This window comes from Syntrophorhabdus sp., assembly GCA_012719415.1.
GTDB lineage: Bacteria > Desulfobacterota > Syntrophorhabdia > Syntrophorhabdales > Syntrophorhabdaceae > Delta-02.
Map to the genome: position 1 here is coordinate 1 of JAAYAK010000138.1, position 11,113 is coordinate 11,113.

14 protein-coding genes are annotated in these 11,113 nt (G+C 60.1%); all 14 read left to right on the forward strand.

What is annotated here, in order from left to right:
• Positions 1 to 107 (forward strand): branched-chain amino acid ABC transporter permease (locus GXX82_08870; GenBank protein ID NLT23145.1); only part of this gene is annotated, 107 nt, incomplete at its 5' end.
• 10 nt (positions 108 to 117) lie between these two features.
• Positions 118 to 1,059, forward strand: a complete 942-nt coding sequence (locus GXX82_08875) for a branched-chain amino acid ABC transporter permease (protein NLT23146.1) — start codon at positions 118 to 120, stop codon at positions 1,057 to 1,059.
• A 19-nt stretch (positions 1,060 to 1,078) separates the two neighbouring features.
• Positions 1,079 to 1,828, forward strand: coding sequence for an ABC transporter ATP-binding protein (locus tag GXX82_08880; protein ID NLT23147.1), 750 nt, complete (start codon positions 1,079 to 1,081; stop codon positions 1,826 to 1,828).
• Entirely contained in the window at positions 1,816 to 2,505 is a 690-nt protein-coding gene (locus GXX82_08885) for an ABC transporter ATP-binding protein (protein NLT23148.1), read from the forward strand. Before GXX82_08880 ends, GXX82_08885 begins: the two co-directional genes overlap by 13 nt.
• 159 nt (positions 2,506 to 2,664) lie before the next feature.
• A complete protein-coding gene (locus tag GXX82_08890) occupies positions 2,665 to 3,231 on the forward strand; it encodes a hypothetical protein (protein ID NLT23149.1) in 567 nt (188 codons plus the stop codon).
• On the forward strand, positions 3,228 to 3,935 hold the full coding sequence (locus tag GXX82_08895; GenBank protein NLT23150.1) for a 1-(5-phosphoribosyl)-5-[(5-phosphoribosylamino)methylideneamino] imidazole-4-carboxamide isomerase: 708 nt from the start codon (positions 3,228 to 3,230) through the stop codon (positions 3,933 to 3,935). The genes GXX82_08890 and GXX82_08895 overlap by 4 nt, the downstream gene beginning before the upstream one ends.
• On the forward strand, positions 3,925 to 4,683 hold the full coding sequence (gene hisF, locus GXX82_08900; protein NLT23151.1) for an imidazole glycerol phosphate synthase subunit HisF: 759 nt from the start codon (positions 3,925 to 3,927) through the stop codon (positions 4,681 to 4,683). Before GXX82_08895 ends, hisF begins: the two co-directional genes overlap by 11 nt.
• 73 nt (positions 4,684 to 4,756) lie before the next feature.
• Positions 4,757 to 5,137 carry a phosphoribosyl-AMP cyclohydrolase gene (gene hisI, locus GXX82_08905; protein NLT23152.1) on the forward strand — a complete coding sequence of 127 codons (381 nt, stop codon included), beginning with the start codon at positions 4,757 to 4,759 and terminating at the stop codon, positions 5,135 to 5,137.
• Complete coding sequence (locus GXX82_08910; GenBank protein ID NLT23153.1) at positions 5,115 to 5,567, forward strand: phosphatidylglycerophosphatase A; 453 nt, start codon at positions 5,115 to 5,117, stop codon at positions 5,565 to 5,567. The genes hisI and GXX82_08910 overlap by 23 nt, the downstream gene beginning before the upstream one ends.
• Positions 5,564 to 6,046, forward strand: a complete 483-nt coding sequence (locus GXX82_08915) for a CinA family protein (GenBank protein ID NLT23154.1) — start codon at positions 5,564 to 5,566, stop codon at positions 6,044 to 6,046. The genes GXX82_08910 and GXX82_08915 overlap by 4 nt, the downstream gene beginning before the upstream one ends.
• Positions 6,043 to 6,591: an RNA 2',3'-cyclic phosphodiesterase gene (thpR, locus tag GXX82_08920; GenBank protein ID NLT23155.1), complete on the forward strand. Its 549-nt coding sequence runs from the start codon at positions 6,043 to 6,045 to the stop codon at positions 6,589 to 6,591. Before GXX82_08915 ends, thpR begins: the two co-directional genes overlap by 4 nt.
• 59 nt (positions 6,592 to 6,650) lie before the next feature.
• On the forward strand, positions 6,651 to 7,715 hold the full coding sequence (gene recA / locus GXX82_08925; protein NLT23156.1) for a recombinase RecA: 1,065 nt from the start codon (positions 6,651 to 6,653) through the stop codon (positions 7,713 to 7,715).
• Entirely contained in the window at positions 7,690 to 10,323 is a 2,634-nt protein-coding gene (gene alaS, locus GXX82_08930) for an alanine--tRNA ligase (protein NLT23157.1), read from the forward strand. The genes recA and alaS overlap by 26 nt, the downstream gene beginning before the upstream one ends.
• A 27-nt stretch (positions 10,324 to 10,350) precedes the next feature.
• Complete coding sequence (locus tag GXX82_08935) at positions 10,351 to 11,022, forward strand: Crp/Fnr family transcriptional regulator (protein ID NLT23158.1); 672 nt, start codon at positions 10,351 to 10,353, stop codon at positions 11,020 to 11,022.
• Positions 11,023 to 11,113: the final 91 nt, after the last annotated feature.

An 11,113-nucleotide genomic window follows, 5' to 3' on the forward strand; every position in this document is an offset into this window, starting at 1 on the left:
CTCTCGGCATTCTCGTCTGGCCCCAGTTCGGGATCGTCTTCCCTTACCTGGCCGTGGTCGTCGTGCTCCTTTTCCGGCCGACGGGGCTTTTGAGGTCGACATGGTGAGGGGTCACGCATGAAAGGCCCTCTTCTTCGCGGCAAAGCTCCCTGGGTCATTGCCGCACTCATCGTTCTCTTCCTCCTCCCCCTGTTCCTGGACAGGTTCTACGTCTATCTGGCGGCGATCATCCTCCTGACGGGACTCTGCGCGACAAGCCTCAATTTCGTCCTCGGCTACGGGGGGGTCTTCCAGTTCCACCATGCCGTCTTCTACGGCGTCGGCGCCTACGGCACGGCGCTCATGATCATCAAGTCGGGTCTGTCACCCTGGCTGGGGTTCGTTGTCGGGCCCGTCGCCGCCGGGATAATGGGGTTCGTCATCGGGGCCATCTGCATCCGTCTTTCCAAGCTCTACTTCGGGATGCTCCAGATATCGCTGGGGTCGCTGGTGTGGGCCATCGTCTACCGGTGGTACTCCTTCACCGGGGGTGATGACGGCATCCACGGCGTCCCCCTTCCCGACATCGTCTCTTCGCCCAACGGGGCATACTACTTCACCCTGATCGTCACCGCCGTGTCCATGTTCATCCTCTACAGGATGATACGGTCCCCCTTCGGGAGCGCCCTCCAGGGGATACGGGACAACCCGGTGCGCTCCGAGATGATCGGCGTCAACGTGAAGCTCCAGCAACTCCTCGCGCTGACCATCGCCGGCTTCTTCGGGGGCGTGGCCGGGTCGCTCTTTGTCGTCGTGGACAACACGGTCTTTCCCGACATGATGTTCTGGACACTCTCTTTGGAGCTCATCATCATGTGCCTCCTCGGCGGGTGGTTCTCCTTTCTCGGCCCCATGGTGGGAGCCGGGATCATAGTTCTCCTCAGGACCTATGTCAGCGGCATCACCGTGTACTGGGCCCTCATCCTGGGCGTCATCATGATGCTCGTCATCTTCTTCCTGCCGAACGGTGTCCTCGGATACCTCGACAGGTTCGTGAAGAAGAAAGCGAGAAGCGCATGATGGGAGCAAGGAGCCTTACGTGCTGGAAGTGACCTCACTCAAGAAATCCTTCGGCGGCTTCAAGGCCGTCAACGATGCGAGCCTGTCCGTGAAGGAAGGCGAGGTCGTCGCCGTCATAGGGCCGAACGGGGCGGGAAAGACGACCCTTTTCAACCTTATCACGGGCGTGTTGAAGCCCGACGACGGAAAGGTCCTCTTCAAGGGTGAGGACATAACCGGGCTTCCCTCCTACAAGGTCTGCCGCAGGGGCATGTCGCGGTCCTTCCAGGTGGTGAACGTCTTTCCCCGGCTCACCGTTTTTGAGAATGTCCAGGTCTCCGTCCTTTCGCAGCAGAAGAGAACGTGGAACCTCTTCGCGCCATCGGCGGGGCTTGCCGTGGGAGAGACGGAAAGGATCCTCGAGAACGTGGGCCTCATTGACATACGGGACGCCACGAGCGCGGCCCTCTCCCACGGCGAGCGCAAGGTCCTTGAGATCGCCATCGCCCTCGGGGGGAACCCCCAGTTCCTCATACTCGACGAGCCCACCGCGGGGATGTCGCCTGAGGAGACGACACGCTGCATCGATCTCATCAGGCAGCTCAAGGAGAAGCTCGGCATCACCATTCTCTTCTGCGAGCACGACATGGAGATCGTATTCTCCATATCGGATCGTATCATGGTCATGGTGCGGGGGTCGACGATCATCGAGGGTACCTGCGACGACGTCAGGTGCTGCCAGGAGGTGCAGGACGCGTATCTCGGCGGGAGCGACACATGCTTGATGTGAACGCCATCGATACCTACTACGGCTTAAGCCACATCCTCTTCGGCGTGACCTTACGCGTCAGGGCCGGCGAGGTGGTGGGCCTTCTGGGGCGCAACGGCGCGGGAAAGTCGACCACCATGAAGAGCATCATGGGCATCGTGCCGCCGCGGAAGGGAACGATCACCTTCAAGGGGACCGGGATCGCCGGGCGCAAGCCCTTCATGCTTTTCCGCCAGGGTATCGGCTATGTCCCCGACGACCGCAGGGTCTTTGCCGATCTCTGCGTCGATGACAACCTGGAAATAGTCCATCGTCGGGGCAACGAATGGGACAAGGAAAGGGTGTACGGTCTTTTCCCCGCCCTGAGGGAAATACGGTCGCGCCGTGCCGGGCACTTAAGCGGCGGCGAACAGCAGATGCTCACCATAGCGAGGGCGCTCATGGGGAGCCCCGAGCTTTTGCTCCTCGACGAGCCCACGGAGGGCCTCGCCCCGCTCATCGTCCGGGACCTGGAAGAGCAGATCCTGAGGCTCAAAGAGGCCGGCATCAGCATCCTCCTGTCGGAGCAGAACGTCCGCTCGGCCTTGAAGATGATCACCAGGGCCTACGTCATCGATAACGGCAGGATCCGCTTCGAAGGCACGGTTCAGGAACTGGAAGCGAATGAAGAGGTGAAACGGAAGTATCTTATGATCTAGTTTTCGCCTTCGCGAAAACCAGATCCGTTCCAGGTTCCAGGGTTCAAGAGTTCAAGGGGAAGGACAGGGAAACGAAGTTCCTGATACTCTTGAACCCTTGAACCCTGGAACCGTCTTTTTTGTCTTTCTTTTGGTGCGGTTTTCCTATAGAATTTATACATGTTCATAACGTTGGCGAGAGTATGGAGGCTTCTTTTCGTCGGAGTGTTCGCCGTCGCCTTTGGCGTTTCGTCCGTTCATGCCATGGGCGACCTCGGCATTGTTGTGGAGACGCTCACGGACCCCGGGAAGGAGATGCATTGTCCCGTATGCGGGAGGGCCATCAATCCCGGCGTCGTACATACCGACGCCCCGGTAATCATCAGGGAAAAGCTCAAGACGGCGCTCACGGAGCGGAATATCGGGTACTCCGACGGGATGAAACCGGACCAGCCGTACATTCATGTCCTTGTCTACCGTTTCCAGGAGCGCAAGGGCGGCAATTTCGCCGTGGAGAAGCCCGCCTCGGTCGCTTTCCACATGCACCTCATGAAGAACAGGATGGTGGGCAAGATCTTCGCCTACTCGGAAGAACAGAAGGCCCTCACGCAGAACCTGCTGACAGTGGGAAAGTTCTTTCGCAGGGGAGCGCGCTGGGTAACGGCGGAAGAGCTTGCCGGGGAAGGCATCAACGCGGGACTGGACGAACTCGTCGAGCCGAAGGAGACGACGGAGCCCGCGGAGTGAAAGCGCTCTTTGCGATGGACCTCATGGGCGGCAAGACCGTGCGCCTCAGGAAAGGTGATTTCCAGGAGGTGACGGTCTACAGCGACGACCCGCCCTCGCTGATCGAAGAGATGGTTGGCCGCGGCGCCCGGGATTTCCATATCATCGACCTCGACGGCGCCCGGACGGGCGAGCCCGTCCACGGGGACATCATCAGGAAGATCCGCTCCATGGTGAAAGGATACATGGAGGTCGGGGGCGGCATTCGTACCGACGATACCATCAAATATTACAGTGACCTCGGCGTTGACGGCATCATCGTCGGCACCCGCGCCCTGGAAGACGAGGAGTATTTCGAGGGACTCACGCGGTTCCCCAACATCGTCCTCGGACTTGACCTTCTCGGGGGCAGGCCGATGTCGCGGGGCTGGAAGAACGCCGTCGACAGGGACCCGGGGGCCATTCTCAGCGCTGCCGAGCGCATCGGGATCATGGCCGTCCTGTGCACGAGCATCGAACGGGACGGGATGCTGAGCGGCCCCGATCTTGCCGGTCTCAAAGCAATATCCGGAATGACACGGCTGCCCGTCATTGCGAGCGGCGGCGTATCGAACATAGACGACGTCAGACGCCTCGCGGAGATGGACGTCTGGGCGGCGATCATAGGAAAAGCCTTCTACGAGGGGTTCATAGGCATCGAGGAGGCTATGGGTTATGCTGACTAAGAGGATCATCCCCTGCCTTGACGTCATGGAAGGCAGGGTCGTAAAAGGGACCAATTTTCTCGAGCTCAAAGACGCCGGCGATCCCGTGGAGAACGCGAAGGCATACGAGGAGCAACTGGCGGACGAGCTGTGCTTTCTTGACATCACCGCTTCCCACGAGAAGAGACGGACCATCATCGACGTCGTCGAGCGGGTCTCCCACGAGGTCTTCATGCCGCTGACGGTGGGAGGCGGCATACGCTCCCTGGACGATATCCGGGACATCTTAAGGGCCGGGGCGGACAAAGTGACCGTCAACACGACGGCGGTGGAGAACCCCGAATTCGTCAGGGAATCGAGCGAGATCTTCGGGAGCCAGTGCATATGCGTCGCCATCGACGCGAAGAGACGCGAAGGCGGAGGGTTCGAGGTCTACACCTACGGAGGCCGCAGGCCGACAGGCATCGATGCCATCGGCTGGGCGAAGAAGGTGGAGGAGCTGGGGGCGGGGGAGATACTCCTTACCAGCATGGACCGGGACGGGACGAAGATCGGCTTCGATATCGATCTGACGAGGGCCATCGCCGAGTCCGTGAACATCCCCGTCATAGCCTCGGGTGGAGTGGGGACCCTGGAACACCTCTACGAAGGGCTCACGTTGGCGAAGGCGGACGCCGTCCTCGCCGCGTCGATATTCCACTACCGGGAGCACACGGTCGTCGACGCGAAACGCTACCTGAGGGACCGCGGCGTGAACGTGAGGCTGTAGGAAGCCCGTCGGCCAAAAAAACAGGTCAAAAAAGAGACATGATAAGTAATACGCATAGAAATGAGGAGTCGCAATGGATGATCTGAAATGGGATGAAAAGGGGCTTGTGCCCGCTGTCGTGCAGGATGCAGGCTCAAAGGACGTTCTCATGGTCGCTTACATGAACAAGGAAGCCCTGGATCTCACGCTGAAGACGAAGACCGCCCACTATTATTCAAGGTCGCGGCAGAAGCTCTGGCTCAAGGGCGAGACCTCGGGCCACACCCAGGCCGTGAAGGAGGTCCGCATCGACTGTGACAACGATACCATCCTCCTTATCGTGGACCAGAAGGGGGCGGCCTGTCACACCGGGTACTGGAGCTGCTTCTACCGCGCCTGGTCGGATGGATGGAAGGTCATCGGGAAGAAGGTCTTTGACGAAAAAGAAGTCTATGGTGAAAAGAAGACCCATTGACGCGGTCCTTTCCTTCTTCAACACCTGTTGTTTCGTGGGCTCTATCCCCGGAGCGCCGGGGACCTACGCGTCGGTTCTCGCCGCGGCGCTGATCTGGCTCTTCCCGGCGGTCTTCGGCAATGCCTTCTTCGCCGTCGTTCTGATCGTCTTCGCCGTGGCGACGGTCACGATGGAGAGGTTCGAGGGCGAAGACCCCGGCCACATCGTCATCGATGAGTTCGCCGGCATGTGCGTCGCCATGGCGGGACACAGGGCGACACTCGTCAACGTGGCCGTAGGTTTCGTTCTCTTCCGCATCTTCGATATCCTCAAGCCCTTTCCCGTGGGCCGGATGGAACGGCTCAAAGGTGGCTGGGGCGTTGTGGGGGACGATGTGGTCGCCGGCATATTCGCGAACATCCTTGTTCTCCTGTGGACGAGGTTCATATGAAGATCGAGGAGAAACTGGTCAAGACCCTGACGGCGCGGTCCCTTTCCTTATGCACCGCCGAATCCTGCACGGGAGGGCTCATAGCCGGCCGGATAACCTCCGTGCCCGGCGCGTCGGCGTCGTTCGAAGGCGGCGTGGTGACGTACAGCAACAGGGCCAAGACGGCCCTTCTCGGCGTCCCCGCGGAGGTCATAGAGCGTCACGGGGCCGTGAGCGGAGAGGTCGCCCGGGCGATGGCTGAAGGGGCGCGGGAAAGACTGGGGACCGATATCGCCGTTGCCGTCACGGGGATAGCCGGGCCCGCGGGCGGTTCGCCGGAGAAGCCCGTCGGGACCGTTTTCATCTCACTGGCGGCGCGGGGCACGGCCTCCGTCCGCGGGTTCCTCTTTGAGGGCACAAGACGGGAGATACGCCGGCGCTCCGGAGACGAGGCGCTTCTTTTTGTCCTCGACCATCTCGAAGGGAAGGTGGGCGGATGAGGTCCTTTCTCGCCTTCGAGATCCCCCCGAAGGTCAAGGCATACCTCTCGCAGGTGTCGGAGGCCATGGCAAAGAGCGTTCCGGGCGTCAGGTGGGTCAGGCCCGAAGGACAGCACATCACCATCAGGTTCTTCGGGGAGATATCGGACGCACGGGCACGGGAGATAACGGAGGTCCTCGGGGCGGCCGGGCCCTACCCGGGGGTCGAAACGACGCTGAAGCGCATCGACGCCTTTCCCGACAGGCGAAGGCCCCGGGTCATTGTCGCCACCATCGATGAAGGAGTTGACATCATCCGCTCGATATACCATGATATAGAGACCCGACTCACAGCCCTGGGTTACGAACGAGAGAAACGGGGTTTCACCCCTCATATTACCTTCGGGAGGATGAAAGTGCCCGCGCCTCTTCTGGAGAGAGACACCCCTCCCCTGGAATGTCCGCGGTTCGCGATCGAGCGTATCATTCTTTACAAGAGCATCCTCGGAAGGGAAGGCGCGACGTACGAGCCGCTCTTCGAGAAGGAACTGGGTGTGGAGAAATGAAACGACCCCAGAGATGCAGCGAGAAGAGGCCCCATACGGGGACGACATAAAGGAGAAAGATGAACCCGAAAACCCAGAAGGGAGGCATCGACGTGAGAGACGAAGACAATAGAGGCAAAGCCATAGACATGGCGGTATCTCAGATAGAGAAGCTCTTTGGAAAAGGCGCCATCATGAAGCTCGGGGCGAAAGCCCTCGAGGCCGTTCCCGTCGTTTCCACCGGGTCCATCGCTCTCGATCTCGCCCTCGGCATCGGCGGCATTCCCCGGGGCAGGGTCGTCGAGATCTTCGGGCCCGAGGCGTCGGGCAAGACGACGCTGGCGCTCCAGGTCGTCGCCGAGATCCAGAAGACGGGGGGCAGCGCTGCGTTCATAGATGCCGAGCACGCCCTTGACGTCAGCTACGCGAAAAGGATCGGTGTCAACACCGACGACCTCCTCATATCGCAGCCCGATACGGGAGAGCAGGCCCTCGAGATCAGCGAGATACTCGTGCGCAGCGGAGGGGTCGACGTGGTCGTTGTCGATTCCGTCGCTGCCCTGGTACCCCGGGCCGAGATCGAAGGGGAAATGGGGGATTCCCACATGGGCCTTCAGGCTCGGCTCATGTCGCAGGCCCTCAGGAAACTCACGGCGATCACGAGCAAGTCCATGACCACCGTCGTTTTCATAAACCAGATCCGCCACAAGATCGGGATCATGTTCGGGAATCCCGAGACCACGACGGGTGGGAACGCGCTCAAGTTCTATGCCTCCCTGCGCCTCGACATCCGCAGGATCGCCGCGATAAAGGACGGTCAGGAGGTCATCGGGTCGAGGACGAGGGTGAAGATCGTAAAGAACAAACTTGCACCGCCCTTCAGGGAAGTGGAGTTTGACATCATATTCGGCGAAGGCATATCCCGCGAGGGAGATGTCATCGACCTCGCCGTCGAGATGGGCATCGTGGAAAAAGCGGGGACCTGGTACTCGTACGGCGACGCACGCATAGGCCAGGGCCGGGAGAACGCCAAAGAGTACCTCAAGACGCACCCCGAGACGATGAAGGAGGTCGAAGAGAGGATCATGATACAGGCGGGACTGAAGAAGGGAGAGACGGGTGACATCGCAACAGATCAGAAGTAGGTTCCTCGAGTATTTTGCGCTGAACGGCCACACGGTAGTGCCCAGTTCGGGACTCCTGCCGGAAAAGGACCCGACGCTTCTCTTCGTGAACGCCGGCATGGTGCAGTTCAAGAACCTCTTTCTCGGCCTCGAAAAGAGGCCCTACGTGCGGGGGACGTCGTGCCAGAAATGCGTGAGGGCCGGCGGCAAGCACAACGACCTCGACAACATCGGCAAGACCTTGAGGCATCACACCTTTTTCGAGATGCTGGGCAACTTCTCCTTCGGCGACTATTTCAAGAAGGAGGCCATTGCCTTCGCGTGGGAGTTCCTGACAAAGGAGCTCGAGCTCGACGCGTCGAAGATGTGGGTGACCGTCTTTCGCGAGGATGACGAGGCGGAGGAGATCTGGAGAAAGACGGGCGTCCGGCCCGACAGGATAGTGCGCCTCGATGAGAAGGACAACTTCTGGTCCATGGGTGATGAAGGTCCCTGCGGCCCCTGCTCGGAGATACTCTACGACCTGGGCGAGAACGTGGGGTGCCGCCGGCCGACGTGCGCCGTCGGGTGCGACTGCGACCGCTTTCTCGAGGTCTGGAACCTCGTCTTCATGGAGTTCGACCGCGGCGCCGACGGCACGATGACGAAGCTGCCGAGGCCCTCCATCGACACCGGGATGGGGCTCGAGCGCGTCACGTCGATCATCGAGGGTAAGATCGGGAACTACGATACGGACCTCTTCGTTCCCATCATCAGGCGCATCGAGGACATAGCGGGATGCGCCTACGGCGAATCGGAGAAGAATGACATCGCCATCCGCGTCATCGCGGACCACGCGCGCGGCGCCACGTTCATCATCAACGACGGCATCCTCCCCTCGAAGGAGGGCAGGGGCTATGTGCTGAGGAGGATCATCAGGAGGGCCCTTCGCTACGGCAGGAAACTGGGTATACAGAAGGACTTCCTCCACGACCTCTCGAAGAGCGTCGTGGACATCATGGAAGAGGCCTATCCCGACGTGAAGAACAACCATTCCTACATCGTGAGGGTCATACGGGGTGAGGAAGAGCGCTTCATCGAGACCCTTGGCATGGGAATGAAGCTCTATGAAGAGTTCGCCGGGGACCTCAAGAAAAAGGGCAGCGCCGTCATCCCCGGGGAGCTTGTCTACAAACTTTACGATACCTATGGTTTTCCCGTCGACATAACAACGGACATGGCCCTGGAAGACGGTCTTGTCCTTGACAGGGAGGGGTTCGAGAAGGCCCTCTCAGAGCAGAAAGAGCGTTCCAGGACAGGCTCGAAGATCAAGGGTGAGGAATGGAACGAAGGCCATCTCACCATACTCGGCCGGGGCCTCGTGAGCACCTTCACCGGCTACGGCACCCTGAAGGACGAAGGCGTCATCAGGGCCATCCTCGTCGGGGACGGCACGGTGGATGAGATATCCGAAGGGGAAGAGGGCGAGTTTTTTCTGGACACGACGCCCTTCTACGCCGAAAGCGGGGGCCAGGTCGACGACTCGGGGACGATCACCCTTGCCGGTGGTGGAGCTACGGCACGGGTGACCGCCGTGACGAAGGTGAAGGAAGACCTCTTTGCCCACCGCGTTATCGTCGAAAGGGGATCGTTCCACGGGGGAGACAGTGTGTCTCTTGCCGTCGATGTGGAGAAGCGGAAGGGCACGTCGCGCAATCACACGGCTACCCACCTCCTCCAGTATGCATTGAGGAAGGTCCTCGGCGACCACGTCAAACAGTCGGGCTCCCTCGTCGAGGCGGGCAGGATGCGCTTCGACTTCACCCACTTTGAGGCCATGAAAGAGGAGCAGATACGGGCGGTAGAGGATATCGTCAACGAGAAGATCATGGACTGCGTGCCCGTCGTCATCTACGTGAAGAGCCGCGAGGAAGCCATCCGGGAGGGAGCGACGGCCCTCTTCGAGGAAAAGTACGGCGAGACGGTGCGCGTCATAACCATCGGCGATTTTTCCCGGGAGCTCTGCGGGGGCACTCACGTCGCCAATACGGGCCAGATAGGAAGCCTCTACATCCTCGGTGAAAGTTCCCTGGCGTCCGGTGTCCGCAGGATAGAGGCGACAACGGGCAAGGGCGCCCTCGCGTACAAGCGCAGGGTGGAAGGGACCGTGAAGGCCATCGCGAAGAGGACGAACACCGAGTTCGACCGCGTCGAAGAGCGCGTCGAGAGCCTCCTCGCGGAGATCGCCCTCAAGGAAAAGGAGCTTGACCGCTTCAAACAGGACATCATCGCCCACAGGGTCGACGGCGCCATCGCGGAAGCTCCTGACAGGGAGGGCGCGAAGATCGTTACACTTTTCGTTGAGAACGCCTCCGCCGACGATCTGAGAAAGGTGACGGACGTCGTGCGGTCGAAGGTGAAAGATTGCGTTGTCGTCGTCGGGACGGCGGGGGACGAGGGCAAGGGGCTCGTCGTCGCCTCCGTGAGCCGCGACCTGCAGAAGCGCTACAACGCGGGGAGGATCATCAAGAACCTCACCGGGCATTACGGTGGAAAGGGCGGCGGGGGACCGGCCATCGCGCAGGGAGGCATACCGGGGGAAAAGGTGCCGGAATCTCTCAAAAAGGTTGAACAATTCATCGACAGTTAGTATCATGTGAAAAAGCGGCGGGGGGAGATGAAGCGGTACGCGGACAACCTCAGAAGCGTCAACCTCTTTGCGGATCTCAAGGACAACGAACTGGAGACGATCTCCAGGATCCTTTACGTCAACACCTACCACAGGGGCCAGCTCATCTTCCAGGAGGGAGAGGACGGCAACGCCCTTTTCGTGGTTCTGAAAGGGCGGGTGAAGGTTTGCCTTTACGATGAGGAGGGACGGGAATACGTACTCGACGTCATCGGAAAGGACGGTTTCTTTGGTGAGCTCGCCCTGATCGACGAGCTCCCCCGTTCGGCGAACGCCATTGCCATGGAGGCGTCGGACCTCCTTATCGTGCGCAGGGCGGACTTCACGAAGCTTCTCATGGAAAACCCTTCCATTTCGGTCAACATACTGAAGGTCCTCGCCGGCAGGCTGAGGGTTGCCGACGAAAGGATCAAGTGGCTCGCCTTCCTCAATGTCGAAGGCCGCATCCTCAAATACCTCCTCGAGATCGGGTCTCGCCTCGGCATCAGGATGAAGGACTACATCATCATCGAGAGGGGCCCCTCGCAGATAGAGATAGCCAACTCCTGCGGCTGCTCCCGGGAAACGGTCTCCCGCATGGTCTCATCCCTTGTGAAGAAGGGCGTGATCAGCGTGAGGAGACGGCAGTACACGCTGTACCCGGGAACAAGAACCTTTTAGAAGAGAGGTGATAGGTCATAGGTTATGGGTCACAGGAAAGACCTTCCCCCCTGACGAACATCCTTTTCTTCTCCCCATCACCCATAACCCA

Excerpts from the sequence above, each read along its gene's own strand:
- GXX82_08935 (NLT23158.1), top strand. The coding sequence starts at position 10,351 with ATGAAGCGGTACGCGGACAACCTCAGAAGCGTCAACCTCTTTGCGGAT.
- recA (NLT23156.1), top strand. The coding sequence starts at position 6,651 with ATGAACCCGAAAACCCAGAAGGGAGGCATCGACGTGAGAGACGAAGAC.
- hisI (NLT23152.1), top strand. The coding sequence starts at position 4,757 with ATGGATGATCTGAAATGGGATGAAAAGGGGCTTGTGCCCGCTGTCGTG.
- GXX82_08885 (NLT23148.1), top strand. The coding sequence starts at position 1,816 with ATGCTTGATGTGAACGCCATCGATACCTACTACGGCTTAAGCCACATC.
- GXX82_08915 (NLT23154.1), top strand. The coding sequence starts at position 5,564 with ATGAAGATCGAGGAGAAACTGGTCAAGACCCTGACGGCGCGGTCCCTT.
- hisF (NLT23151.1), top strand. The coding sequence starts at position 3,925 with ATGCTGACTAAGAGGATCATCCCCTGCCTTGACGTCATGGAAGGCAGG.
- GXX82_08910 (NLT23153.1), top strand. The coding sequence starts at position 5,115 with ATGGTGAAAAGAAGACCCATTGACGCGGTCCTTTCCTTCTTCAACACC.
- thpR (NLT23155.1), top strand. The coding sequence starts at position 6,043 with ATGAGGTCCTTTCTCGCCTTCGAGATCCCCCCGAAGGTCAAGGCATAC.
- GXX82_08875 (NLT23146.1), top strand. The coding sequence starts at position 118 with ATGAAAGGCCCTCTTCTTCGCGGCAAAGCTCCCTGGGTCATTGCCGCA.
- GXX82_08890 (NLT23149.1), top strand. The coding sequence starts at position 2,665 with ATGTTCATAACGTTGGCGAGAGTATGGAGGCTTCTTTTCGTCGGAGTG.